The organism is Nitrobacter hamburgensis X14, assembly GCF_000013885.1.
Classification (GTDB): domain Bacteria; phylum Pseudomonadota; class Alphaproteobacteria; order Rhizobiales; family Xanthobacteraceae; genus Nitrobacter; species Nitrobacter hamburgensis.
This window is the reverse complement of record NC_007964.1, coordinates 1,952,304-1,977,641: the sequence shown is the minus strand read 5'-3', so window position 1 is coordinate 1,977,641 and position 25,338 is coordinate 1,952,304. Positions and strand designations below refer to the sequence as shown.

General features: G+C 63.7%; 27 protein-coding genes. 8 read left to right on the top strand and 19 right to left on the bottom strand.

Features of this window, described 5'->3' with window-relative positions; genetic code table 11:
- The first annotated feature begins 227 nt into the window (after positions 1–227).
- From NHAM_RS09080 to NHAM_RS09070, 3 genes are all read left to right on the top strand, one after another.
- Positions 228–617, top strand: a complete 390-nt coding sequence (locus NHAM_RS09080; protein WP_011510273.1) for a hypothetical protein — start codon at positions 228–230, stop codon at positions 615–617.
- Between the two features lie 210 nt (positions 618–827).
- Complete coding sequence (locus NHAM_RS09075) at positions 828–1,178, top strand: hypothetical protein (protein WP_011510272.1); 351 nt, start codon at positions 828–830, stop codon at positions 1,176–1,178.
- Positions 1,179–1,197: 19 nt separating this feature from the next.
- Positions 1,198–1,695, top strand: coding sequence for a hypothetical protein (locus tag NHAM_RS09070; RefSeq protein WP_041357877.1), 498 nt, complete (start codon positions 1,198–1,200; stop codon positions 1,693–1,695).
- Between the two features lie 32 nt (positions 1,696–1,727).
- Here the strand turns inward: NHAM_RS09070 and NHAM_RS09065 are convergent, their stop codons facing one another.
- Positions 1,728–1,967: a BrnA antitoxin family protein gene (locus NHAM_RS09065; RefSeq protein ID WP_011510270.1), complete on the bottom strand. Its 240-nt coding sequence runs from the start codon at positions 1,965–1,967 to the stop codon at positions 1,728–1,730.
- Between the two features lie 38 nt (positions 1,968–2,005).
- The gene (gene cysK, locus NHAM_RS09060; protein ID WP_011510269.1) at positions 2,006–2,983 is read right to left on the bottom strand and encodes a cysteine synthase A; all 978 of its coding nucleotides are present in this window, start codon (positions 2,981–2,983) and stop codon (positions 2,006–2,008) included.
- A 222-nt stretch (positions 2,984–3,205) separates the two neighbouring features.
- On the opposite strand from cysK, the gene NHAM_RS09055 reads away from it, so the two are divergent.
- Entirely contained in the window at positions 3,206–3,424 is a 219-nt protein-coding gene (locus NHAM_RS09055; protein WP_011510268.1) for a hypothetical protein, read from the top strand.
- Positions 3,425–3,451: 27 nt separating this feature from the next.
- Here NHAM_RS09055 and tgt read toward each other — a convergent pair whose 3' ends face one another.
- The 6 genes from tgt to coaD all read right to left on the bottom strand — a co-directional run bounded on the left by tgt (position 3,452) and on the right by coaD (position 7,743).
- Entirely contained in the window at positions 3,452–4,585 is a 1,134-nt protein-coding gene (tgt, locus tag NHAM_RS09050) for a tRNA guanosine(34) transglycosylase Tgt (RefSeq protein WP_011510267.1), read from the bottom strand.
- Positions 4,582–5,664 carry a tRNA preQ1(34) S-adenosylmethionine ribosyltransferase-isomerase QueA gene (queA, locus tag NHAM_RS09045; protein ID WP_041357875.1) on the bottom strand — a complete coding sequence of 361 codons (1,083 nt, stop codon included), beginning with the start codon at positions 5,662–5,664 and terminating at the stop codon, positions 4,582–4,584. Before queA ends, tgt begins: the two co-directional genes overlap by 4 nt.
- 110 nt (positions 5,665–5,774) lie before the next feature.
- Entirely contained in the window at positions 5,775–6,239 is a 465-nt protein-coding gene (locus tag NHAM_RS09040; RefSeq protein WP_041357874.1) for a peptidylprolyl isomerase, read from the bottom strand.
- Positions 6,215–6,487 (bottom strand): hypothetical protein, encoded by a 273-nt coding sequence (locus NHAM_RS28090; protein WP_245270038.1) that lies wholly within the window; start codon positions 6,485–6,487, stop codon positions 6,215–6,217. Before NHAM_RS28090 ends, NHAM_RS09040 begins: the two co-directional genes overlap by 25 nt.
- Before the next feature lie 165 nt (positions 6,488–6,652).
- Positions 6,653–7,213: a peptidylprolyl isomerase gene (locus NHAM_RS09030; RefSeq protein ID WP_011510263.1), complete on the bottom strand. Its 561-nt coding sequence runs from the start codon at positions 7,211–7,213 to the stop codon at positions 6,653–6,655.
- A 32-nt stretch (positions 7,214–7,245) separates the two neighbouring features.
- Positions 7,246–7,743, bottom strand: coding sequence for a pantetheine-phosphate adenylyltransferase (gene coaD, locus NHAM_RS09025; protein ID WP_011510262.1), 498 nt, complete (start codon positions 7,741–7,743; stop codon positions 7,246–7,248).
- Positions 7,744–8,070: 327 nt separating this feature from the next.
- Here coaD and NHAM_RS09020 point away from each other — a divergent pair, with 327 nt between their 5' ends.
- A complete protein-coding gene (locus tag NHAM_RS09020; protein ID WP_011510261.1) occupies positions 8,071–8,325 on the top strand; it encodes a hypothetical protein in 255 nt (84 codons plus the stop codon).
- 213 nt (positions 8,326–8,538) lie between these two features.
- Here the strand turns inward: NHAM_RS09020 and gyrA are convergent, their stop codons facing one another.
- Positions 8,539–11,280: a DNA gyrase subunit A gene (gene gyrA / locus NHAM_RS09015; RefSeq protein ID WP_011510260.1), complete on the bottom strand. Its 2,742-nt coding sequence runs from the start codon at positions 11,278–11,280 to the stop codon at positions 8,539–8,541.
- Positions 11,281–11,429: 149 nt separating this feature from the next.
- On the opposite strand from gyrA, the gene NHAM_RS09010 reads away from it, so the two are divergent.
- Positions 11,430–12,053, top strand: a complete 624-nt coding sequence (locus NHAM_RS09010) for a MarC family protein (RefSeq protein ID WP_011510259.1) — start codon at positions 11,430–11,432, stop codon at positions 12,051–12,053.
- 63 nt (positions 12,054–12,116) lie between these two features.
- Here NHAM_RS09010 and scpB read toward each other — a convergent pair whose 3' ends face one another.
- From scpB to NHAM_RS08980, 6 genes are all read right to left on the bottom strand, one after another.
- Positions 12,117–12,863 (bottom strand): SMC-Scp complex subunit ScpB, encoded by a 747-nt coding sequence (scpB, locus tag NHAM_RS09005; protein ID WP_011510258.1) that lies wholly within the window; start codon positions 12,861–12,863, stop codon positions 12,117–12,119.
- A gap of 21 nt (positions 12,864–12,884) precedes the next feature.
- Positions 12,885–13,724 (bottom strand): segregation and condensation protein A, encoded by an 840-nt coding sequence (locus NHAM_RS09000; RefSeq protein WP_011510257.1) that lies wholly within the window; start codon positions 13,722–13,724, stop codon positions 12,885–12,887.
- Positions 13,721–14,746, bottom strand: coding sequence for a beta-N-acetylhexosaminidase (gene nagZ / locus NHAM_RS08995; RefSeq protein WP_011510256.1), 1,026 nt, complete (start codon positions 14,744–14,746; stop codon positions 13,721–13,723). The genes NHAM_RS09000 and nagZ overlap by 4 nt, the downstream gene beginning before the upstream one ends.
- Positions 14,747–14,793: 47 nt before the next feature.
- Complete coding sequence (locus tag NHAM_RS08990) at positions 14,794–16,239, bottom strand: SPOR domain-containing protein (RefSeq protein WP_011510255.1); 1,446 nt, start codon at positions 16,237–16,239, stop codon at positions 14,794–14,796.
- A 100-nt stretch (positions 16,240–16,339) separates the two neighbouring features.
- Positions 16,340–18,133: an arginine--tRNA ligase gene (gene argS, locus NHAM_RS08985; RefSeq protein ID WP_011510254.1), complete on the bottom strand. Its 1,794-nt coding sequence runs from the start codon at positions 18,131–18,133 to the stop codon at positions 16,340–16,342.
- Between the two features lie 38 nt (positions 18,134–18,171).
- Positions 18,172–19,386 (bottom strand): deoxyguanosinetriphosphate triphosphohydrolase, encoded by a 1,215-nt coding sequence (locus NHAM_RS08980; RefSeq protein ID WP_011510253.1) that lies wholly within the window; start codon positions 19,384–19,386, stop codon positions 18,172–18,174.
- A 111-nt stretch (positions 19,387–19,497) separates the two neighbouring features.
- On the opposite strand from NHAM_RS08980, the gene erpA reads away from it, so the two are divergent.
- Positions 19,498–19,830, top strand: a complete 333-nt coding sequence (gene erpA / locus NHAM_RS08975) for an iron-sulfur cluster insertion protein ErpA (protein ID WP_011510252.1) — start codon at positions 19,498–19,500, stop codon at positions 19,828–19,830.
- A gap of 114 nt (positions 19,831–19,944) precedes the next feature.
- On the top strand, positions 19,945–20,745 hold the full coding sequence (gene xth / locus NHAM_RS08970) for an exodeoxyribonuclease III (RefSeq protein ID WP_011510251.1): 801 nt from the start codon (positions 19,945–19,947) through the stop codon (positions 20,743–20,745).
- Positions 20,746–20,863: 118 nt separating this feature from the next.
- Here the strand turns inward: xth and NHAM_RS08965 are convergent, their stop codons facing one another.
- The 4 genes from NHAM_RS08965 to NHAM_RS08950 all read right to left on the bottom strand — a co-directional run bounded on the left by NHAM_RS08965 (position 20,864) and on the right by NHAM_RS08950 (position 25,330).
- Positions 20,864–21,685, bottom strand: a complete 822-nt coding sequence (locus tag NHAM_RS08965) for a tetratricopeptide repeat protein (RefSeq protein WP_011510250.1) — start codon at positions 21,683–21,685, stop codon at positions 20,864–20,866.
- Positions 21,672–22,016, bottom strand: coding sequence for a dihydroxy-acid dehydratase (locus NHAM_RS08960; protein WP_041357873.1), 345 nt, complete (start codon positions 22,014–22,016; stop codon positions 21,672–21,674). The genes NHAM_RS08965 and NHAM_RS08960 overlap by 14 nt, the downstream gene beginning before the upstream one ends.
- Before the next feature lie 297 nt (positions 22,017–22,313).
- The gene (gene lpdA, locus NHAM_RS08955; protein WP_011510249.1) at positions 22,314–23,747 is read right to left on the bottom strand and encodes a dihydrolipoyl dehydrogenase; all 1,434 of its coding nucleotides are present in this window, start codon (positions 23,745–23,747) and stop codon (positions 22,314–22,316) included.
- Between the two features lie 218 nt (positions 23,748–23,965).
- Positions 23,966–25,330 carry a pyruvate dehydrogenase complex dihydrolipoamide acetyltransferase gene (locus tag NHAM_RS08950; protein WP_011510248.1) on the bottom strand — a complete coding sequence of 455 codons (1,365 nt, stop codon included), beginning with the start codon at positions 25,328–25,330 and terminating at the stop codon, positions 23,966–23,968.
- Positions 25,331–25,338 lie beyond the last annotated feature (8 nt).

Below are 25,338 nucleotides of genomic sequence, written 5' to 3'. Positions count from 1 at the left end.
GTTTTATGGACGCCCTCGGACCTGGAGCCATCGAGCGACCGGACTGAGGACAGGTCAGCCGCACACAGACGAACCAACCAGGTCAGAAGAAAGTGCGGATACCCGCATCAGAGCTATTGTGAGATTCGACCCGTTATCGATCGGGCAATTGCGGTATGGATATTGAGGCGCGGCGTACGCGATAGAGCGCGACCCGCTCTTCGGTCAGAACGCCACGGGGATTTTTGATGAAGGTTCGCAAAGCCGCACGATTCGTGACCGTTACTGGCAGTCGTGCCAACGTCGAGCGACAATCCGTCGATATCCTGTTCACGGGCGACGACGGAAACGACTATGCGATCGAGATCGACCCCTCCATCTTAGCGGCCCTGGTCGCGGCCATACTTGGCGAGGCCAAGGAGCTTCACGCCAGCCTTCCTGAGTTGTCCGATCTTCCGATGCAGGAGCTTCGGACCACCCAGATGACCGTTTCGATGTCTCCCGACGGTACGCTGGCCTGGAGGATTTCTCTGGCCGGGGACATCCATTTCGATCTGGCGTTCTCTCCCGAGCAGTTTCGCTCGCTGGACCGCAAAATGGCGATGGTGCGTGAACTAATCGACCGCCGCATTCAATAACTGGGGAACCTCGCCGAACCCTTCCGGCAAGATTGGCGGCGATATCGTAACAGACTGAATTCATTGTTGATTTGCCAGAATCGAATTAAAATCCAAAATGGCGTGCGGATTAACGTTACGGCGAGCCTAATTTGCGATTTCGTGTTGCCGCAAATTTTGAACACATTCTGCCGGGATAAGGCGGCAATCACGACATTGAGGATTTGGTCCATGCGCGTTACTCGCATTCAAGCTGCTCTTTTTTCATGCGTCCTGACTGCGGGTTTTGCTGCTCCGGCACTCGCCCAGACGCCCTATGACGGGCTTTGGAACGTCAAAATCGTCACCAAGACGGGTAGCTGCGACCCGGTGGCGCAATATCCCATGACGGTTACCGACGGCAAGGTTTCGGCGGCCGACGCCGACGTCACCGGCAGCGTCGGCAACCAGGGCCACGTGAGGGTGTCGATCCGCGGCGCTTACGCCAAGGGCCAGCTCAGCGGCAATGCGGGATCCGGCAAGTGGAACGGCGCATCCGCGGGAATTCCTTGCAGCGGCCGCTGGGAAGCGTCGCGTCAGTAAAATATCGGGGTTGAGGGCAATGGGATTCGGGGCGACCATGTCACGAGGATTATCGACGGCGTGCGCCGTCGGCGCTGCTATGATGCTGTCGGTGTCCGCGAGTTACGCGGGGGCCGGTCCGTTTGAAGGCTTGGCGGGCGTTTGGACCGGGCGCGGCACAATACAGCTTGAGGATGGCTCGACCGAGAAAATCAGATGCAAGGCCACCTACGCGGTGAGCGGCGACGCTCAGGGCCTCAATCAGACGCTTCTGTGCGCCAGCGACAGTTACAAATTTGAACTCAAGAGCAATGTGCTCGCTCAGGGCGGGGTTCTGTCCGGCACCTGGAGCGAAACCAGCCGCAACGTTGGCGGAACTCTCGGAGGGCGGGCCGGCAACGGCCAGTTTAACGTCGACGTCAGCGCCCCCGCATTCACGGCGAAACTCAAATTGACCACGAATGGCAACCGGCAGAACGTCGTCATCAGCTCCGAGGGACAGTTCAGGGGCGCCAGTATCTCGCTGTCGCGCTCCTGATTTTTCAAGCCACGTTTAGCGGCCCGCGGCGTTTAGCGACCCGCGGCCTTGCGTAAGGCAGCATTGATGCGGTCCTGCCAGCCCGGACCGCCCTCCTGAAAATATTCCAGGACCTCCTGGTCGATCCGCAGCGACACAAGCTGCTTGATGCCGGGGAGCGCCGTCGTCTTCGGTGGAGCTTCGGCGACCTTCTTTGTCACCTGCTTGAACGCAGCCTCCGCCTCGGTGCGGGCATCGTTCAGCGTCCTTGGCCGTCTGGGTGGTTCTGCCATCGCCTCTTTCCTGAAAATCCGCTAGCAAGACAAGTCGATCAAATTCCCTCGAATAGTGCAGTCGAGAGATAGCGCTCCGAAAACGACGGGACGACGGCAAGGATTGTCCGGCCCGCGCTCTCCGGCCGCTTGCCGATGGCAAGCGCCGCCGCAACAGCGGCGCCGGACGAAATGCCGCCCGGGATGCCTTCGTTACGCGCCAGCGCGCGGGCGGTTTCGAGCGCCGTGGCGCTATCGACCTTGACGACTTCGTCGATGACGGAACGATCCAGGATGTCCGGGATGAAACCCGCGCCTATTCCCTGAATCTTGTGCGGCGAATGCCGGCCGCCCGACAAGACCGCGCTCTCTTCCGGCTCCACCGCAACGATGCGCAGCGCCGGCTTGCGCGGCTTCAGGGCCTGACCGATCCCCGTGATGGTCCCGCCGGTACCGACGCCCGCCACGATATAATCGATGTTTCCGCCGGTATCGTTCCAGATCTCCTCTGCCGTGGTGCGCCGGTGAATCTCCGGATTGGCGAGGTTCTTGAATTGCTGCGGCATCACGGCGTGCGGCGTGGTTCGCACCAGTTCCTCGGCCATGGCGATGGATCCTCTCATGCCTTCCGCCGCCGGCGTCAGAACGATTTCCGCGCCGAGAAACGCCAGCATCTTGCAGCGCTCCGTCGAAACCGATTCCGGCATCACCAGTTTCAGGCGATAGCCGCGCGAGGCTGCAACGAAGGCCAGCGCAATGCCCGTATTGCCCGACGTCGGTTCGATCAAAACGGTGTCGGCGTGGATCTTGCCGGCCTTCTCCATCGCGATGACCATCGCAGCGCCGATGCGATCCTTCACGCTTGCGGCCGGGTTGAAATATTCCAGCTTGGCCAGGATCGTCGCGTTCACGCCGTGCTGCTGCGGCAACCGGCGCAGCCGGACGATCGGGGTGTCGCCGACCGTATCGACAATACTGTCGAACACGCGGCCACGGCCGGCACGGCGCGATGCATCGGTATTCGACTGCGTATCCATGTCAGCGTCCTTGAGTAACGGGTTGAAACAATGCGCGCCCTTCCATAGGGTCAGCCGGCGCCCGGGGGCAAGCGCCGTGCCCACAGCAACAATTCGTTGCACCGCAAAACCGGACGCCCGCAAAACTAGAATCGTAAAAGAAACGCATTTGTGTTGCGACATCGTCAAACATCGCATTTAATGAAGAGCTCAGCTCAGCTTGATCAACCAAGGAGGGTCACGATGCCAGCAATTGCTGAAATCCCGTCGACCGCCCTGCCGCATCCCGCGCGGCACGGAACCGATCTTCCGACATGCCCGGTTTGCGCTGACACGATGATCGCAGCGGAAGCATCCGCATACCTGTCGGATAATGTCATCGGCCATCTGTGGAGTTGCGACACCTGCGGTTACGGCTTCGTGACCAAGCATGTCATTGTCCGACGCATCGCCTGCAACTGATACAATCTCTTCCAAAGCCGCCTGACATCATCGCGCGGCAATATCGCCGCGCGCCCAGTCTCCACGCGTCCGTTCGCGAAATAGCTGAAAGTTTCGTTCTGTAATCGCCGTGCGCATGGCCTGCATCAGGTTCTGGTAATAGGCGACGTTGATCCCGGAGAGCAGCATCGCGCCCAGCGTTTCGCCCGATCGCACCAGATGGTGCAGATAGGCCCGCGAATAGTTCCGCGACGCCGGCCAGGAACTCTCCTCGTCGAGCGGACGCGGATCGTTGGCATGGCGCGCATTGCGCAGGTTGATCTGGCCGAAGCGGGTGAAGGCCATGCCGTGGCGCCCGTTCCGCGTCGGCATGACGCAATCGAACATGTCGATGCCGCGCGCGACCGCTTCCAGCAGATCGTCCGGCGTGCCGACGCCCATCAGATACCGCGGCCGGTCCGCCGGCATCGACGGGATCGTTTCCTCGATCATAGCGAGCATGACGGCCTGCGGTTCGCCGACCGCGAGACCGCCGATGGCGTAGCCGTGGAAACCGATCTCGGTCAGTCCGCGCGCGCTCGTGCGACGCAATTCGGGGCTGTCACCCCCCTGAACGATGCCGAACAGCATATTGGCAGCAGGCGCCCCCTCGAAGGCGCGCTTGCTGCGCTCGGCCCAGCGCAACGAGAGCTGCACGGCGCGCTCGATGTCGCTGCGCTCCGCCGGCAGACGCACGCATTCGTCGAGTTGCATCGCGATGTCGGAGCCGAGCAGCCGCTGGACTTCGACGGCGCGTTCCGGCGTCAGTTCGATCGCGGTGCCGTCGATATGAGATCGAAAGGTGACGCCCTGCTCTTTCACCTTTCGCAACTGCGCCAGCGACATCACCTGGAAACCGCCGGAATCCGTCAGCATGGGCCCATCCCAGGTGGTGAATTTTTGCAAGCCGCCGAGTTCTGCGATCCGCTCGGCACCCGGCCGCAGCATCAGGTGATAGGTGTTGCCGAGCACGATGTCGGTCCCGGCGTCGCGCATCTCGCGCCAGTGCAGGCCTTTCATCGCGCCTTGCGTCCCGACCGGCATGAACGCCGGCGTTCGCACCGCGCCGTGCGGCGTGGTGAGAAGGCCGGTACGAGCCTCGCCGTCGCGGCCGAGAAGCTCGAAATGGTTGGCGAGGCTCATGCGTCGGACGTGCCCGGAAACAGCAGGCAGGCGTCGCCATAGGAATAAAACCGGTAGCCTGCGGCGATGGCGTGAGCGTATGCCTGTTTCATGGTTTCAAGGCCGCTGAAGGCCGAGACCAGCATGAACAGCGTCGACCGCGGCAAATGAAAATTCGTCATCAGGATATCGACGGCGCGGAAGCGATAGCCCGGCGTGATGAAGATCGCGGTCTCGCCGGTGAACGGCGCTATCCGGCCGTCGTCCGCTGTCGCGCTCTCCAAAAGCCGCAGCGATGTCGTTCCGACCGCGACGATCCGGCCGCCGCTCGCCCGCGCCGCGTTCAGCGCATCGGCGGTCTCGGCGGAAATCGTGCCCCACTCCGAATGCATGCGGTGCCCGACGGTGTCCTCAGTTTTCACCGGAAGAAACGTGCCGGCGCCGACGTGCAGGGTCAACCGATGAAGGCCCACGCCGCGTTCGCGCAGCACCGCTTCCACCGCCGGCGTGAAGTGCAACCCCGCGGTCGGCGCGGCGACCGCGCCCTCATGGACCGCAAACATGGTCTGATAGTCCGCAACATCGCGATCGTCTGGCTCGCGCTTCGAGGCGATGTAGGGCGGCAGCGGCGGTGAGCCCAGATCGGCAATGGCCTGATCCAGCGTCGGCCCATGAAACGAAAAGGCGAACGTGACCTCGCCCTCCTCGCCCTTGCTTTCGACCTGCGCATCCAGATGCCCGAGGAAGCACACCCGTCCCTCATTGCCGAAGCGGACGATGTCTCCTGCGATAAGTTTCCTGGCCGGCTTGACCAGCGCGTTCCACCGCGAGCCGTCGAGGCGTTTAATTAACGTCGCTTCGATCCTCGGCTCGGCGTCGCGGCCAATGCGGCGGCCGCGCAACTGCGCGGCAATGACGCGGGTATCGTTGACGACGAGCTGGTCGCCGGGCCGCAGCCATTTCGGCAGATCGCTCACCCGTTGATCGTGCAAGCCCGCTCCCGGCTGCACCACGAGCATCCGCGCCGAATCGCGCGGGCTCGCCGGACGCAGCGCGATGCTCTCGGACGGCAATTCGAAATCGAAGAGATCGGTGCGCATACTGTAAGCCGTCATTGCCGGGCTCGACCCGGCAATCCATCTTCTTCGAAGGACTCTTGTGAGGATGGAAGGATGCGCGGGTCAAGCCCGCGCATGATGGGTGTCAGCGTTCAAGCCGCATCGGCAGCCATACGCGCCTTGACGATCTTGTCGGGGTTTTGCACCGGCTCGCCGCGCTTGATCTTGTCGACGTTCTCCATGCCTTCGGTCACCTTGCCCCAAACGGTATATTGCCGGTCCAGGAACGACGCTTCGTCGAAGCAGATGAAGAACTGACTGTCGGCGGAATCCGGGCTTTGCGCCCGCGCCATGGATGCGGTGCCGCGCACGTGCGGTTCGTTGTTGAACTCGGCCTTCAGTTTCGTGCCCGAGCCGCCCGTCCCGGTGCCTTGGGGGCATCCGGTCTGCGCCATGAAGCCGTCGATCACGCGATGGAAGACGATGCCGTCGTAGAAGCCTTCACGCACCAGCTCCTTGATCCGCGCAACATGACCGGGAGCGAGATCGGGACGCATCTCGATGGTCACGGGTCCCTGTGTGGTTTCGAGGATCAAGGTGTTGTCGTTGTCAGCCATGCTCTCTTCTCTCTCGGTTTGGGAGGGGTTCGTCGGTCGTCAAATCGGATGGTCAGAGGACGGCCCGCGATCGCATCGCCCATGCCATGGGTAAATGGCATCGGAGCGCAGCGTTGCAATGCTTGCATCACGGCCGTCCGGTAGATGATGCGCTCCTCGTCCGTCGCGCCGCTCGTTTCGTAGGTGATGCGGGGGCGGCCCAGAAGGCTGCCATCGCGCCTGAAGGTGAACTGCACGGTGATCTCCATGCCGGGATTTCCGCGCGGCAAAGCTGGGGGCTGCCAGCATCGCTTCAACCGCGCCGACATGGCGGCCAGGTTCGCCACGCCGCCATCCTGCGCCGTAGCATATCCCGATCCAAGGCCGCCGATGCAGATCGCAGTCAAGACAGCCGGCCACCGCATGATCGACGTTCACTTGATGTCGGAAGCAACCTGAACCTTCAGCATCTTGTCCGGATCGGTGACGGTGCCGCTCGCCGAGCCGGCGGGCGCCTTCTTCAGCTTGTCCACCACATCCATGCCGGAGACGACGTCACCCACCACGGTGTATTTGCCATTGAGGAAGGAAGCGTCGGCAAAGCAGATGAAAAACTGCGAGTTTGCCGAGTCTGGGCTTCCCGCGCGCGCCATTCCGACCACGCCGCGCTTGAATGGCACGTTGGAGAACTCAGCCTTGAGGTTCGAATATTTCGATCCGCCGGTGCCGTTGAAATTCTGGCCGTCGCCGGTCTGCGCCATGAAGCCGTCCATGACGCGATGGAACGGAACGTTGTTGTAGAAACCGTCGCGGGCGAGCTGCTTGATGCGCTCGGCATGTTTGGGCGCGATGTCGGTCCGCAGCTTGATGACGATGGTGCCCTTCGTGGTCTCGATCACGATCGCGTTCTGCTTGTCGAGGTTGCCCGGCAGCGGTTGGGCGACAGCGGGGATCGCGAACATCAGCGCGGCGACGAGGCCAAGGATTCTAATCATGACAACTCCGGATCAGAGGAAGACCGGTTCATTCAACCGGCGAATTTGGTCTTGAGACTCGATGCGACCGATTGCGGAACGAACGCTGACACATCGCCGCCCATGGCTGCGATCTGCCGTACCAGTGTGGCGGTGATCGGGCGGACACCGGGCGAAGCCGGGACGAAGACCGTATGCACGCCGGGCGCCATGGTCTCGTTCATGCCGGCGATCTGCATTTCATAGTCGAGATCGGTGCCGTCGCGCAGGCCGCGGATCAGGATCGTGGCGCCGGCCTTTTGCGCGGCGGCAACCGTGAGATCGTCGTAGGTCGTGCAGTCGAAGGCACAGCCGGCCTTTTCGGCAACCGGCGCGAACACCGACCGCACCATCGCAAGACGCTCCCCGGCCGGGAACAGCGGGGTCTTGCCCGGATGAACGCCGATGGCAACGATCAGCTGGTCGCACAGGACGACGGCGTGCCTGACGACATCAACGTGGCCGTTGGTGACGGGGTCGAACGATCCGGGATAGAGCGCGACGCGGGACATATTTCCCTCTAGCGCGCCCGCCAGGAGGCCGCAAGCAAAGCGGGTTCCGCAATCAGCGCTGGCGCAGCCGATATTTATTTTCCAGCGCCGACCGAACCCAATCAAGGGTTTGCGCGTCTTATCAATGTGGTGGCGAGGCCACTGAAGTTATTACAGATTCCGGCATTCTGTTTCGCCCAGCGCGCCAGGACGAAACAATTCTAGAGTCGATGAAACCACTTTCGGGAGGCCACGAAGACATCGCGAAACCGGGGCCGGCTATCAATCCGTCCAACCGACCGGGCCACCAAGCCGCAAACGGCAAGGCCTCGATAACAGGGGACCGTCATGATCAAGGCTTTTTCCGCAGTCGCGGTTGCAGCGTTCATTGCAGCCGCCCTCACCGTTCTCCCGGGTTTTGCCCCGCAGGTTTCGGCCAGCACGCCGGTCGCGCTCGCCAAGGGCGACCGTCTCGATATCCGCCCCGTCGGCACGGGCTGCTCGCAGCAGGCGTGGCCGAATTTCGAGACGTCCTGCCTCCGCGCCTCCGGTTCCAAAACGATCGTTCGTGAAGTCCGCCTGGTGACGGCAGCCCGTCACTGACCCTCGACCTTTTCGTTCTTTGAGCCTCCAAGGCAAAGCCGCCCGTATGCCCACGGGCGGCTTTTGCCGGCCTATAGCGTTTTCGAGCCAAGCATGTCCTCGGGCTTGACCCGAGGATGGACACCGGTTCGAGTGAAGAAAACGCGTTAAATCAAAACTTAAAGCCCCGCTTCTGATGCCACCAGAAGCGGAAAGGCTCTGGGCGAAGCGGCGCTATCCGCCGTTGCCGTTCTCGTTTTCCTCGCGGATGTGCTCGACGGACACCACGTGCTCGCCCTCCGCCGTGGTGAAGACGCGAACGCCCTTGGAGGCGCGGCTGGTGATGCGGATGCCTTCCACCGGCACCCGGATCAATTGCCCGCCGTCGCTCACCAGCATGATCTGGTCCGACATCTCCACCGGGAATCCCGCCACGAGATGGCCGATCTCGCCGAGCTTGGTCGGATCGCTGGCGCGGATGCCCTTGCCGCCGCGTCCTGAAACCCTGAATTCGAACGACGACGACCGCTTGCCATAGCCCTGCGTCGTGACGGTGAGCACGAACTGTTCGGCGGCGCCCATCTCCACATAGCGCCCCTCGGGCAGCGAGAGGTCGGTATGCGCGGCCTCGTCGGCCTCCGGCGTCGCCTCTTCGGGCTCGATATCCTCGCCGGTGGCGGCACGGCGGATCGCTCCGGACTGTTTCAGATAGGCAGCGCGCTCTGCCGGCGTCGCATCGAAATGATGGAGGATCGACAGCGAGATCACCCGGTCGCCCTCGGCCAGTGCGATACCCCGCACGCCCATAGAGGTCCGGCCCGAAAACACCCGCACGTCGGACGCCGGGAAGCGGATGCACTGGCCGCCGCCGGCGGTCAGCAGCACGTCGTCACGCTCGGTGCAGATCTGCACGTCGACGATTGCCTCGCCCTCGCCGAGCTTCATCGCGATGATGCCGGAACGCCGGACGTCGACGAAATCGGAGAGCTTGTTGCGCCGGACCGTGCCGCTGGTGGTCGCGAACATCACATCGAGGTTGGCCCAGGACGATTCATCCTCGGGCAGCGGCATGATGGTGGTGATGCGCTCGCCCTGTTCGAGCGGCAGGATGTTGATCATCGCCTTGCCGCGCGCATTCGGGGCCGCCATCGGCAGGCGCCAGACCTTTTCCTTGTAGACCTGGCCGCGTGACGAGAAGAACAATACCGGTGTGTGGGTGGACGCCACGAACAGCCGGCTGACGAAATCCTCCTCGCGGGTCTGCATGCCAGAGCGGCCCTTGCCACCGCGCTTCTGCGCCCGATAGGTCGACAGCGGCACCCGCTTGACGTAGCCGGCGTGCGAGACGGTCACGACCATATCCTCGCGCTGGATCAGGTCCTCGTCCTCGACCTCGCCTTCCTGCTCGAGGATGACGGTCTTGCGCGGGGTGGCGAATTCGGCCTTCACCGCACCAAGCTCGGTCTTGATGATCGCCTGCACGCGGGCGCGCGAACGCAGGATGTCCAGATAATCGGCGATCTCGATCGCGAGCTTGTCGAGCTCTTCGGAGATTTCCTCGCGGCCGAGCGCGGTCAGGCGCTGCAGGCGCAGATCGAGAATGGCCTTGGCCTGCTCCATCGACAGTCGCGCGGTGCCGTCCGGCGACGTGCGGTGACGCGGATCGTCGATCAGCGTGATCATCGCCGCCACATCCCTCGCCGGCCAGTCGCGCGACATCAGGGTATCACGTGCCGTGGCTGGATCGGGAGACTCACGGATGACACGGATGATCTCGTCGATGTTGGCGACGGCGATGGCGAGGCCGACCAGGATGTGAGCGCGGTCGCGCGCCTTGTTGAGCAGGAATTTCGTGCGGCGGGTGACGACCCGTTCGCGGAACGCGATGAACAGGGTCAGAAGGTCTTTCAGATTCATAAGCTGCGGACGGCCCGCATCCAGCGCTACCATGTTGGCGCCGAAATTGGTTTGCAGCGGTGTGTACCTGTAGAGCTGGTTGAGCACGACCTCCGGCACCGCGTCGCGCTTCAACTCGACGACGACACGAAAACCATCGCGGTCGGATTCGTCGCGCAAATCCGAGATGCCTTCGATCCTCTTGTCACGCACCAGTTCGGCGATGCGCTCGACCATCGTCGCCTTGTTCACCTGATAGGGGATTTCGGAAATGATGATCGCTTCGCGGTCCTTGCGCGCCGGCTCGATCGCAACCTTGCCGCGCATGACGATGGAGCCGCGGCCGAGGTGATAGGCCGAGCGGATGCCCTGACGGCCGAGGATGATGCCGCCGGTCGGGAAATCCGGACCCGGCACGATGTTGATGAGGTCGTCGATCCCGAGCGCGGGATCGTCGATCAGCGCCACGCAGGCGTCGATGACTTCGCCGAGGTTGTGCGGCGGGATGTTGGTCGCCATGCCGACGGCAATACCGCCGGCGCCGTTGACCAGAAGGTTCGGAAACTTCGCCGGAAGGACCGACGGCTCTTTCTCGCTGTTGTCGTAGTTGGGCTGGAAATCGACGGTGTCCTTGTCGATATCGTCGAGCAGCGATTGCGCGATCTTGGTCAGGCGGGATTCGGTGTAACGCATGGCCGCGGCCATATCGCCGTCCACCGAGCCGAAATTGCCCTGCCCGTCGATCAGCGGCACGCGCATGGAGAACCCCTGCGCCATGCGCACCAGCGCGTCGTAGACCGACTGGTCGCCGTGGGGATGGTACTTACCGATAACGTCGCCGACGGTGCGCGCCGACTTGCGATAGGGCTTGTTCCACTCGAAACCGTTCTCGTACATCGCGTAGAGAATGCGCCGGTGAACCGGCTTGAGACCGTCGCGCGCATCCGGCAGCGCACGCGCCACGATCACGCTCATGGCGTAATCGAGATAGCTGCGCTTCATCTCTTCGAGGATGGAAACGGGCCGAATGCCCGAAGGCGCCGGCGGCTCTCCGGACTTCGTATCTTCAGTGTCTGACAATCGAGGATTCCGGTCGGTTTCTGCTTGGAATCATATAGCCTATCAGGGGTCGAAAGACCACCTGCTGCGGCCTCGCAAGACGGTTTTTTCCTGTTGTTTTCTCAGGTACTTATGGGCCACAACGACAGCTCCAGATCGATGGTGGAATCGTGCTCCTGGACTACGCGCTGACGACTTTTGTAACGCTCGCCGTAGTGGTCGATCCGATCGGTCTGGCCCCGGCATTTCTGTCGATTACCCAAGGCCTGTCGAAAGCCGCCCGGCGCGACACCGGATGGCGCGCCGCGACCATCGCGGCCGCCGTTCTGATCGCGACGGCGCTCGGCGGCACATGGCTGCTCGCCCGGCTCGGAATTGGCCTCCCCGCCTTCCGCATCTCCGGCGGCATCCTGCTATTCGCGGTTGCTTTCGAGATGGTGCTGGGCGTTCGGCCGGCGCGGGAGGCCAAGCAAGCCGAGCAGGCGGTCGAGGAGCACGCGCGAAACATCGCGGCGTTTCCGCTGGCGATCCCGATGATCGCAGGTCCCGGGGCAATCACTGCCACGCTGCTGCTGGCCGGACGCACGGCCGGCGATCCCCTTCAACTGATAGCGCTGATCGTCATCATCGTTGCGGTCGCCATCATCAGCGGAGCCACGTTCGCGGTTGCGGGGCGTGTCGCCGGCGCGCTCGGCAACACCGGCAATGTCGTGCTGTCGCGGCTGCTCGGCGTGGTGCTGGCGGCGCTCGCCGTGCAATTCGTCATCGATGGCTGCCGCGAGGCGTTCGGCTGAAGCGGTTGATGGCGCTTCGGTTGCGCCACGGATAGCCGGGCGGGCGTCGCGTTGCCACCTATGCTATGCCCCGCTCGCTCCGACATCGCCACCGGCGGAATCGTCGCTTTCCGGTTCCAGAGCCGGGGCCAGCGCCAGTTCGAGATCGCCGGCCTCAAGCGGATCCTCATCGTCGTGCAAAGCGGGATCGTCGGATGGCGTCGGAACCATGAACCCGCCGGGCAGTCGGGAATCCAGCAGCCCCGTTCCCTTCAGTTCTTCCAGGCCCGGCAGATCGCCAAGACTTTCGAGAGTGAACTGGGACAGAAACGCCTCCGTGGTTCCGAAGGTGAGCGGGCGACCCGGTGTCTTGCGGCGACCGCGTGGCTTGATCCAGCCGGTCTCCAGCAGCACGTCGAGCGTCCCCTTGGAGGTGACGACGCCGCGGATTTCCTCGAGCTCCGCACGGGTCACGGGCTGATGGTAGGCGATGATCGCCAGCATCTCGATAGCCGCGCGCGACAGGCGTTTGGTCTCCGTGCTTTCCCGCGTCATCAGCCAGGCCAGATCGCCCGCGGTGCGGAACGTCCACTTGTTGGCGACGCGCACCAGATTGACCCCGCGCGAGGCGTAGTCCGCCTGTAATTGCGCCAGCGCGACCTTGATGTCGACGCCGTCGGGCATCCGCTTGGCCAGCGCCGCCTGATCGAGCGGCTCGGACGAGGCAAACAGCAGCGCCTCCAGCAACCGCAGTTCCTCGGGGCGCGCTGCGGGCTGTTCCGACTGAGGCTCATCGAGCTGCTCTATGCGCATTTCCGCCAGGCTTGCCATCGCTCGGTCTCCTTCTTCCACTTACTGCGCCGGAGCGTCCGGCCCCGCTACCGGAGCGGATGCCGGCTGCGACGCACGCTTGCGAAAATAAAGCGGCGCGAACGCCTCTTTCTGGTTCAGATCCATGACGCCTTCCCGGACCAGTTCGAGCGCGGACGCAAAACTCGACGCGAATATGGTCGCCCGCTGCAAGGGATCGACGACAAAGGTCATCAGATAATCGTCGAGGCATCCCCAGTCCTCGCCGGACAGGCCGACCAGACGCTCAAGGGAGGCCCGCGCCTCTCTCAACGACCAGACGGTGCGTTTGGCCATGTGAACCGTCGCCAAGACGCGCTGCTGGCGCTGCGCAGCATAGGCGGTGAGGAGGTCGAACAGCGTCGCCGTGAACCGCGGATGGCGAATCTCCGCGATCGCCTCCGGATTTCCGCGCGGAAAGATGTCGCGCAGCAGTTGCTGGCGATTCATCAGGCGGTTCGACGCTTCGCGGATGGCCTCGAGGCGGCGCAGCCGATTGGCGAGCGCCGTGGCCATCTCCCCGGCGCTCGGTCCGTCCGGAGCCGCCGGTTCAGGCAGCAGCGACCGTGATTTCAGAAACGCCAGCCACGCCGCCATGACCAGATAGTCGGCGGCCAGTTCGAGACGAATCTTGCGCGCGGCCTCGATGAAAACGAGATACTGGTCGGCAAGCGCCAGAATGGAGATTTTCGACAGGTCGACCTTCTGCTGGCGAGCGAGAGCCAGCAACAGGTCAAGCGGCCCTTCATAACCCTCGACATCGACCACGAGCGCAACGTCGTTATCGATATCGACGCGCTCGGCCGGCCGTCCGGTTTCAAACGACAGAATTTCCGCGCTCATGCGCCTGCTGCTCCCGCTCCCGTCAACGCATCGAATTCCGCCCGCGCCGCCTCGCGGTCGAACGGCTGCGGCGGCTTGCGCGATGCCAAGGCCCGTCGGGCGCGATCCAGCGCTTTTCCCGAAAGCTCCGGAGTTTCCCCGGCGACCTGACGCATTTCGTCGAGATTGCCGTTGCAATGCAGGACCATGTCGCAACCGGCCGAAACGATCGCCCTGGTCCGCTCGGCAATCGATCCCGTCAACGCATTCATGGACACGTCATCACTCATCAACAATCCCTGGAACCCGATCGTGCCGCGAATCACCTGTTCGATGATTGTCGCAGAAGTTGTGGCCGGTTGTGTGGGATCAATCGCGCTGAACACAACATGTGCGGTCATCGCCATCGGCAGGTCGGCGAGCGGCTTGAATGCAGCAAAATCAACGGCCTCCAGATCGGCCTTCGAGTTATTGACGATCGGCAGTCGATGATGGGTGTCGGCGGTCGCCCGCCCATGCCCCGGAATGTGCTTGAGAACCGGCAGAACGCCGCCCTGCTCCAGCCCCTCGGTGACGGCGCGCGCGATTGTCGCGACCTTGTCCGGATCGGCGCCATAGGCGCGGTCGCCGATGACGGCGTCGGCGCCGGACGCCGGAACGTCCGCCAGCGGCAGGCAATCGACGGTAATGCCGAGATCGGCGAGGTCGGCCGCGATCAGTTGTGCGCTCAGCCGCGCCGCTCTCAGCCCCGCGGCGCGGTCGCGGTCGTAGAGAGCGCCGAACATCGCGCCCGGCGGATAGACCGGCCAGTGCGGCGGGCCCAGTCGCTGCACGCGACCGCCTTCCTGATCGATCAGGACGGGGGCATCGCTATCGCCGACTGTCTCTCGAAAGTCTTGAACCAACCGAGCGACTTGCAGGGGATTGTCGACATTCCTCCTGAACAGAATGAAGCCCCATGGTCGCTCGACGCGGAGGAACTCGCGCTCCTCCGCTGTCAGGCTCAGGCCTGACGCACCCGTGATAAATGCGCGTACACTCATAGCGGCCGATTAGCTCGCGTCGGCAGCGAGGGTCAAGGAAACCGCGGTTAATTCCTTTGGACGACGCACTGCCCGCCGGCCGATTTGAGGCTGCCGCAAACACGCGACGCCTCCTCGGACGAGCCGAACGGCCCAACCATTGCGCGATAGTAGACACCCTTCGCACCAAGGTCGGCGCGTTTGACCAATAGAGTCCGCGACCCCAGCACCGATGGGAATTTGCCCTGCAGCACCCGGAACGAGGCCTGCGCGTCCGCTTCATTCCGTTGCGACGCGACCTGGACCAGATAGCCTCCGGTGCTGACTGCGGCCGGCGCCTGCTGGCCCGGATTGGTCGAAGCCATCCGGGTCCGCGATTCGGCGGCACCCTGCGGGGACAGCGACAGCGGCGCATTTGCACCAGGTGCAGCGGCGACCGCAGGCGCATGCCGGGTGGCGGCAGGCGCTGCCTGAGATTCATGCCGGGCGACGGTCGCAGCCGCGACATCGGCCTGATCGCCACGAACCGTCAGCGTCCTGACCCTGCGCGGTTCGTCGCCAGCAAGTGTCCCGTTCGCGACGGTCGCGGGAGGCCGGATATTCGGCGCCACGCTTGCCGCCGCCGGCGGATTGGCGTTCTGGTTCAACGGCGGAAATACCACGCGCGGACCGGAGGTCGTGGCCTCCTTGACATCGACGGGCTGCTCTTCACGCGACACCATTTGCTCGGTGCCGTTTTCCGTGGACATCCGGTCCTGAATCAACTTGCCGACGGCATCGCCCGAGATGGCCTGCTGCGGGACGATCTTGTTGGGTTCGGCGTCGGCCCTGATGACCGGCGGCGCGCCGCTCCGGGACGTGCCGACATAGGTGCGGTAAGCGTACGCCGCCCCGGTGCCGAGGACCGCGAGCGCCAGAACCGCGACCACCGTCGCCATCCTGCCGCGACGCCTGGGAGCCGGTTCCTCCCCCTCTTCCCCGTAGCCGTCCTGATAGCCGAAAGGCGCTTCCGAATACGTCTCGCGGGGAAACTGATCCTCATACGCCTCGCGGGGAACGCGATCCTCATACGCATACGCGCGCTGCTCGTCCGGCAGGCGACCGTACAGCACGTCGTCATAGCGATCAGGATCGGCCTGAGGATAAGACTCCGGCTCGGGGTGCTGAACGTGCGGCTGATCATCGGGATAGACGGCCGCGCGCCGCAAAACCGGGTGCGGAGCGGCTTCGACGTCTTGCGGCGGATCAGGTTGAGCCATCCGCCTTTGAATCCACGACGGCGGCGAGGCCGGAGCGTCGTCTTCGATCGGGGGCAGCGGCTCGAAGTGATCGACGGGATCATCCGCGGGGACCGTCGGCGCGCTTCGTTTGATATCGCCGAAGGGATCGGTCTGGCCGATCAGCCGAGCCAGCTCGGCAAGCGGATCGGGCTCCGCTTGGGCGGTCGCGCGGCGGTCGTCGCGCCCGTAATCATCGTCCTCCGGGAAGGGTCTGTCGTGATATCGATGAGCCATCGTGATGTCGCGTCCCTTCCGGAAAGGCGCCAACTCCGCTCGTTCTAAACGAAACAGCAGCCAATCAAGCCGTCACCCCCCTTGTGTCGGCTATACCCCACTATCGCATCTCGTTCGGCGCATGGACGCCGAGTACGGCAAGTCCCGATGCCAGAACAGAGACAACGCCCTGAACCAGTGCCAGCCGCGCCCTGGTGATTACTGCATCATTATTGATAATGAAGCGTAAATGAGGCATATCGCGCCCTTTCGTCCAGAGCGCGTGAAATTCGCTTGCGAGATCATAGAGGTAGAATGCGATCCGGTGCGGCTCGTGTGCGAGCGCGGCGGCTTCGACGGTTCGCGGATAAAGCGCGAGCCGCCGCAGCAATCCGAGTTCCGCCGGATCGGTCAGTCGTTCGACGGCCGCGGCGGCAAGAAAGGCGGCACGTTTCGAGGCGTCTTCCGGCAGGTCCGGGAACGCCTCGCGCGCATTGCGGAAAATCGAGAATCCGCGAGCATGGCCGTACTGCACATAGAACACCGGGTTGTCCTTCGACTGCTCGATGACCTTGGCGAGGTCGAAATCTAGCACCGCGTCGTTCTTGCGAAACAGCATCATGAAGCGCACCGCGTCGGAGCCGACTTCATCGACCACCTCGCGCAAGGTGACAAAATCGCCGGAGCGTTTCGACATCTTCACCGGCTCGCCGTTGCGCAACAGCTTCACGAGCTGCACGATCTTGACGTCGAGGGTGGCCTTGCCCGACGTGACCGCCTTGATCGCGGCCTGCACGCGCTTGATGTAGCCGCCGTGATCGGCGCCCCAGACATCGACCATGTTGAGGAAGCCGCGGTCGAACTTGGTCTTGTGATAGGCGATATCGGACGCGAAGTAGGTGTAGCCGCCGTCCGACTTTTTCAGCGGGCGATCGATATCGTCGCCGTATGCGGTGGCGCGAAACAGGGTCTGCTCGCGATCCTCATAGTCTTCGACCGGCGCGCCTTTCGGCGGCGGCAGCCGTCCCTCGTAGACATCGCCCTTCGCGCGCAGGAAATCGATGGTCGCGGCGACGCGGTCACTACCGCCCTCGATCAGCGAGCGTTCCGAGAAAAACACCTCGTGCTGGATGTTGAGCGCGGCGAGGTCGCCCTTGATCATCTCCATCATCATGGCGATGGCTTTGGCGCGCGCGACCGGCAGCCACTCGGCTTCCGGCGCCTTCAGCAGGCTGTCGCCGTGCTCGGCGGCGAGCGCCTGCCCGACCGGCTTCAGATAGTCGCCAGGATAAAGCCCTTCCGGAATCTCGCCGATGTCCTGCCCGAGCGCCTCGCGATAGCGTAAGTAAGCCGAGCGTGCGAGCACGTCCACCTGCGCACCGGCGTCGTTGATGTAGTATTCGCGCGTCACGCCGTAGCCGGCGAACGACAGCAGGCTCGCCAGCGCGTCGCCGAACACCGCGCCGCGGCAATGGCCGACATGCATCGGGCCGGTCGGATTGGCGGAGACGTATTCGACGTTGACCTTCTCGCCCGCGCCGATCGCGCTGCGGCCATAGCCGTCGCCCTCCCGCAGCACGGTGCGCAGCGCATCCGACCACACCTGCGGCTTCAGGGTCAGGTTGATGAAGCCGGGACCCGCGATCTCGGCCTTGTCGATCAGGCCGTCGGCCCGCAGTTTCGCGGCAACCTTCTCGGCAAGATCGCGCGGCTTGCTCTTGGCACCCTTCGCCAGCACCATCGCGGCATTGGTCGCCATGTCGCCATGGGAGGCCTCGCGCGGCGGCTCCACCACGATCCGCGACAGGTCCAGTCCCGCCGGCAGCGCGCCTTCTTCCACAAGCGCGGAGCAAACCGCATGCACGCGCGCAAGGACGTCAGCGAAAAGATGCCGCGATGGGCCGGGATTGGTCATGATGCCTGAGATTTTGAGTTGGCCGGGTCACGCGCCGCCTAACGCAATTCCGGGGTCGAGTCAAAAAGCCTGCGATGCTCGGTGATGGCGAACCGGTCGGTCATCCCGGCGATGAAATTGCCGATCCGGCGTGCTCTTTCGGCATCAAGCTCGCGGCTTTCGCCGTCCTCCGGCAACCATTCGGCGGGAAGCGCCGCCGGATCGTCGCGGTAGCGCGCGAACAGGTCCCGGACGATGGTTTCGGCCTCGCCCATCACGCGCATGACGCGGGGGTGACGATACATGCGTTGTTTGAGGAAGGCCTTGATCAGGGCTTCCGCCTCGGCGGCGGCGGGCGGAAAGGCAATCAGCGCCTGACCGTGGCGGCGGACTTCGTCGACCGATTGCGGCCGCGCATCGGCGAGCCGCCGCTCCGCCTCCGACACGACGGCCGTAATCAGGTGGGAGATCAAGCCGCGCACCAGCGCGGCGCCGCGCCGGTGGTCGTCCAGCAGCGGGTGGCGGCGCGCGATATCAGCGATCATCGCCGCGGTCAGCGGCATCGCCTTCAGATCGTCGACGGCGAACAGGCCGGCGCGCAGACCGTCATCGATGTCGTGGGCATCATAGGCGATGTCGTCGGCGATCGCCGCGACCTGCGCCTCGAGCGAGGCGAAACTCCATAGTTCCAGATCGTGACGCCGGTTGAAATCGGCGATGCCGACCGGGATGCCACGCCGCTGATAGCGCCCGATGGCGTTGCAGGCGCGGTCGGCCAGCGGGCCGTTGTGCTTGACCACCCCTTCCAGCGTTTCCCAGGTCAGATTGAGACCGTCGAAATCCGGATAGCGATGCTCCAGCAGGGTCACGATCCGCAGCGTCTGCGCGTTGTGGTCGAAACCGCCATAGCCATCGAGGCAGGCATCTAGCGCCCGCTCCCCGGCGTGGCCGAACGGCGGATGGCCGAGATCGTGCGCCAACGCCAGCGCTTCCGTCAGGTCCTCGTCGAGCCCGAGCTGCCGGGCCAGCGCGCGGGCGATCTGGGCCACCTCCAGGGTATGGGTAAGGCGGGTCCGGTAGTGATCGCCTTCGTGATAGACGAATACCTGCGTCTTGTGTTTCAGCCGCCGAAACGCGGTCGAATGGATCACCCGGTCGCAGTCGCGCCGGAACGCGCTGCGGGTCTTGCTCGGCGGCTCGTCGAACAGGCGGCCGCGGCTGCGGGCGGGGTCGCTGGCGTAGGTCGCGTGGGGAGCTGCCATTCCGACTGCCATGGCGTTTTGACCCTCTTATCGTTTGATTCCGTCGCCCGGCGCACTTAACTATGGCTCTGCGGGTATTTCAAAATATTGGACAATGTCCGCCATCGCATACGGAGTCGCACGATGACCGAAACCAACATAACCGTCAGCGAACGCGCGGCGCGCCGGATCGGGGAAATCCTCAAATCCGAGGGCGATGGCGCCATGTTACGGATCAGCGTCGAAGGCGGCGGCTGCTCGGGCTTCCAGTACAAGTTCGACATCGAGCGCGCCAAGGCCGAGGACGATCTGGTGATCGCGCGCGATACCGCCGTAGTGCTGGTCGATCCCGCCTCGGTCCCGTTCCTGAGCGGTTCCGAAGTCGATTTCGTCGACGACCTGATCGGGGCCTCGTTCCGGGTGGTCAATCCGAACGCCACCGCTTCCTGCGGCTGCGGCACCAGCTTTTCGATCTAGACTCTACCTCCCTTTGATCATGCGCGGGCTTGACCCGCGCATCCATCGACAGAAGAGCTTTTGAGAGATGGACTGCCGGATCAAGTCCGGCAATGACACCTGGAAACTCTCGTCATGCGCATAGCCACCTGGAACGTCAATTCGGTCCGGCAGCGCCTGGATCACCTTCTGGCCTGGTTGGGGGAGACCGCGCCGGATGTCGTTTGTCTCCAGGAGATCAAATGCGTCGACGAGCAATTCCCGCGCGAGGCCATCGAGGCGCTCGGCTACAATGTGGTGACGCACGGCCAGAAGACCTTCAACGGCGTGGCGCTGCTGTCGAAATTCCCGTTCGACGAAACCCGGCCGCGATTGGCGGGCGATGACGGCGATGTGCAGTCGCGATTCCTTGAAGGCGTCGTCTCGCTCAAGCACGGGGTGGTCCGGATCGCCTGCCTCTATCTGCCCAACGGAAACCCGCCGAATACCGAGAAATATCCTTATAAGCTCAAGTGGATATCGCGACTTATTGAATATTCAAAAGAGCGACTGAAAAGCGAGGAGACCTTTGTTCTCGCTGGCGATTTCAACGTCATCCCCGCGCCGCGCGACGTCTACAATCCCGCCGCTTGGGTGGACGATGCCTTGTTTCGCCCGCAGACGCGGGAGGCGTTTCAGACGCTGCTCGGGCTCGGCCTGACCGATGCGCTGCGTGCGGCCTCGGATGCCACCGGAGACTATACCTTTTGGGATTATCAGGCAGGCGCCTGGCAGAAGAACAACGGTCTGCGGATCGATCACCTGCTGCTGTCGCCGCAAGCCAGCGACCGCCTCAGCGCGGTCGGTATCGATCGCCATGTCCGCGGCTGGGAAAAGGCGTCGGATCACGTTCCCGTCTGGATCGATCTGGATCTGGACGGCGCCGGATCGGCCTGAACGGACCCATGGGTCTCTATAGCGTTTTCAGGCGAAGCAGCGACCGGTTCGCGCGAAGAAAACACGTCGAACAAAAACATAGAGGCTCGCTTCTGATTCCATCAGAAGCGGAAAGGCTCTAATCCCGCCGCCCCTGCACCCAGTGCTCAAGCATCTGCAGCGCCATCGCGCGGTCGTCTTCCGAGGCTTTCGCGATCGCCTTGTTGTAGCTTTCGGCGATCCAGGTCTCGTCCGGCGCGGCCGCATCCCGCGCCAGCGTCAGCCACATCAGTCCGCGCGCCGCCTGCCGAGGCAACTGGTCGCCGCTGAACAGCAACTTGCCCAGCATCGCCTGGGCCTCATGCTGGCCTTTCTGCGCCGCAAGGCCAAGCCAGCGTGCGCCGTACTTGACGTCGTGGGGCGCGCCGACACCTTTCAGATAAAGCCGCGCCAGATCGTACTGCGCGTCGGCATTGCCGAAATAGGAGGCCGCATAGGAGAACATCTCGCGCGCGCGCTCGGCGTCGCGCTTGATCTTCGAGTTCGGGATGCCCTGGAGGTAATAGCGTCCGAGCGCCACGAACGCGTTGGCGACGATCCCGGCCTGCGGCGCCGAAGGACTATCCTCGGCATGAGCATTGGCGATGCGGCTGAAGTACTCGAAGGCGCGCAGATCGTCCTGGGCAACGCCGTCGCCGTTCGCATACATCCGCCCCAACCGCCACTGGGCAATAGGGTGCCCGCCCTCGGCGGCATATTGCAGAGCCGTCAGCGAGGTGCTCGGAGGCACCGCCTTCTTCAGCGCCTGGCCACCGGCGAGAGGCGCGGAGGCCACGGGAAGCGCCGTCGCCGCGGTATCGGACTGGCCGGCCACGGTCCCGTCAAAGGCAAACGCCGGTACGCTCACGCAGACCGCGCCCAATGCCAACGCAACAAGAACTACGCTCCTAGACGTCCACATAACGCAATTTCTCGTACACCCCGCCCCGATAGGTCAAAACACCGCTGACTGCCGGTCCGATCTGCTGGGTATATTTCCAGAGCACGCCGGATGTATGGTTGGTCGCGCGAAGCTGCCAATTGGTCTTGCGTTCGGCGCGTTCGGCAGCGGTCAAATTTACGTCAAGAGTCCCGGCGACCGCATCGGTTTCGACCATGTCGCCATCCCGGAGCAACCCGATCGGGCCGCCGACAGCGGCCCCCGGCAGGTGCGCGCGATCGCGCGCGCGTTCCTGACCTTCCGTTCCATGACGGTTCGGCAGCCTGCTCTTGATGCCCGTCTCGACGTCCATCGCGAACCCGTTCTCCCCGGCGGCCTCTTTTTGACCGGAGCCGCTCCCAAGCGAGGGTTGTCCCAAGCCACCAGGAGCGCCAGCCTTGAGCCGACGGGCAATAGTTCACGAAGTGGTGTGGCTAAATAGCGGCGTCTGCAAGAGCCACCTGTCCGCAGGGTTAAATGTTCGATTGGTGTTGCGCACTCGCAACAATGGTTACCGCCGGGCAACCATTGGCCCGGTAGCCCCGGCGCGGAGCATGAGCCCGCTAAAGTTGCCCATAATCGATTCGGCCAAACAGCGCCGCTTGTCTCCCTACATATTGAGCACGCGCCCGTAGGCGTCGAGCACCGCTTCCTTCATCATTTCCGAGAGTGTCGGATGCGGGAAGATGGTGTGCATCAATTCCTGCTCGGTGGTCTCCAGGTTCATCGCAACCACGTAACCCTGGATCAGTTCGGTGACCTCCGCGCCGACCATGTGCGCGCCGAGCAACTGCCCGGTCGTCTTGTCGAAGATGACCTTCACCAGCCCCTGATCCTCGCCCAGCGCGATGGCCTTGCCGTTGCCGGCGAACGGAAAGCGGCCGACGCGGATATCCCTGCCCGCCTCCTTCGCCTTGGCTTCGGTGAGGCCGACGGACGCGATTTGAGGGTGGCAGTAGGTGCAGCCGGGAATCAGCATCTTGTCCATCGGGTGCGGGTGCAGACCCTTGATCGCCTCGATGCAGATCACCCCCTCATGCTCGGCCTTGTGCGCCAGCATCGGCGGCCCCGCGACATCGCCGATCGCGTAGATACCCGGCACGTTGGTCCTGCCGTAGCCGTCGATCACGATGCAGCCGCGGTCGGTTTTCACGCCAAGCTTCTCCAGTCCGAGATTCTCGATATTGCCGACCACGCCGACCGCCGAAATCACCCGCTCGAACTCGGCGGCGACCGGCTTGCCATCGCCCACGTCGATGGTGGCGACGACGCTGTCGGCCTTCTTGTCGAGCTTGGTGACCTTGGTAGAGGTCATGATCTTGATGCCCTGCTTCTCGAACTGCTTGCGGGCAAGTGCGGCGATCTCGGCATCTTCGACGGGAAGGACCTGCGGCAGCACCTCGACCACGGTGACCTCGGCCCCCATGGTGCGGAAGAACGAGGCGAACTCGATGCCGATCGCGCCGGAGCCGACGACCAGCAGCGACTTCGGAATCTTCGGCGCGACCATCGCCTCGAAATAGGTCCAGACCAGCCTGCCGTCCTGCTCCAGGCCGGGCAGCACACGCGGCCGCGCGCCGGTGGCGACGATGATGTGGCTGGCCTGATAGCTGCCCTCGCCAAGCGCGCCCTTGGGTGGCTCGGTGATGAGGCGCGGATCGGACTTCTTCACCGTGACCTTTCCGGGCGCGTCGATCGACGCCTCGCCCCAGATCACGGTGACCTTGTTTTTCTTCATCAGGAAACCGACGCCCTCGTTCAGGCGCTTGGAAACGCCGCGCGAACGCTGCACCACGGCCTTCGGATCGTAGCTCACCTTCTCCGCCGACAGGCCGTAATCCTTGGCGTGCTGCATGTAGTGATAGATTTCCGCCGAGCGCAGCAGCGCCTTGGTCGGAATGCAGCCCCAGTTGAGGCAGATGCCGCCGAGATACTGCTTCTCGATGATTGCCGTCTTGAAGCCGAGCTGCGCCGCACGGATCGCGGTGACATAACCGCCGGGACCGGAGCCGATGATGATGATGTCGAAGGAGGTGTCGGGCATTGTCTAGAAGCTTCTCTTGCTTCCCTCTCCCCTTGTGGGAGAAGGTGGCGGCGCGAGCGGCGCGCTTGCGCCGCGGCGGCCACCGGGGTTCGCGGCTGACGCCGAATTGGCCTTGTCCGTCATTGCGAGGAGCACCTGCGACGAAGCTATCCAGTCTTTCTTTAATCTCTCTGGATTGCTTCGCTGCGCTCGCAATGACGGCGTCCTCGCCATCACCATCACACCATCATCATCACAGGGTTCTCGATCAGCGTCTTGAACGCGCCGATCAGCTCCGCGCCGAGCGCGCCGTCGACCGCGCGGTGATCGCAGGACAGCGTCACGCTCATGATGTGCGCCGCCTCTATCTTGCCGCCCCGCACGACCGCCCGCTCCTCGCTGGCGCCGACAGCGAGGATGGTGGCGTGCGGCGGGTTGATGACCGCGGTGAAATCCTTGATGCCGTACATGCCGAGGTTAGAGACCGCCGTGGTGCCGCCCTGATACTCCTCTGGCTTGAGTTTTCGCGCACGCGCCCGCCCGGCGAAATCCTTCATCTCGGTGGAGATCGCCGACAGCGATTTGGTTTCGGCCTTGCGGATGATCGGCGTGATCAGCCCGCCCGGCATCGCAACCGCGACGCCGATATCGGAATGCCTGTGCTTGAGCATGCCGCCCTCGGTCCAGCTCACGTTGGCATTCGGAACGCGTTGCAGCGCGATCGCCATCGCCTTGATGACGAAGTCGTTGACCGAGAGCTTGTAGAGCGGCTTCTTCTCTTTGTCCTTCGGTGCGGACGCGTTGATGTCCTCGCGCGCGGCCAAGAGCCGTCCGATATCGCAGTCCATCGTCAGGTAGAAATGCGGCACGCTCTGTATCGAGGCGGTCAGGCGCTGCGCGATCGTGCGGCGCATGTTGTCATGCGGCACGACTTCGTAGGAGCCGTCTTCAAACAGCGACAGGATCTGCTTGTCGGACATCGCCGGCGCGATCGACGGAGCGCCTGCGGGCGCAGCGGCGGGCGCCTTGAGGCCCTTGCCGGATTTCGCCTGCTCCACGTCGCGCGCGACGACCCGGCCGTGCGGGCCGCTGCCCTCGATGCGCGCCAGTTCGATCCCGGCATCCTTCGCCAGCCGCCTAGCGAGCGGCGAGGAGAACACACGGGCTTGGCCGTTGGCCTGCGGCGTTGGCGACCCTGAGGATGCAGGCTTGGGCGCAGGCGCGCTGGACGATGCGTCCGGGGTTCGAATCGCCCCCTCGCTACCGGTTTTCGCTCCCGCCTTGGATTCCGTTTTTGCTTCGGCCTTCGCCTCGGCCTTCGCAGACGCCCCGCCGCCGCTCGCCGCCGCCCTGACATCCTCGCCGTCCCCGGCGAGCACCGCGATCACGTCGTTGACCGGCACATCCTGCGTGCCCTCAGGCACCAGGATTTTCGCGATGGTGCCCTCGTCCACCGCCTCGACTTCCATGGTCGCCTTGTCGGTCTCGATCTCGGCAATGACGTCGCCGGACTTGACCTTGTCGCCCTCCTTCTTGAGCCACTTGGCGAGGTTGCCCTTTTCCATCGTCGGCGACAGCGCGGGCATCAGGATATTGATCGGCATGACTAGAC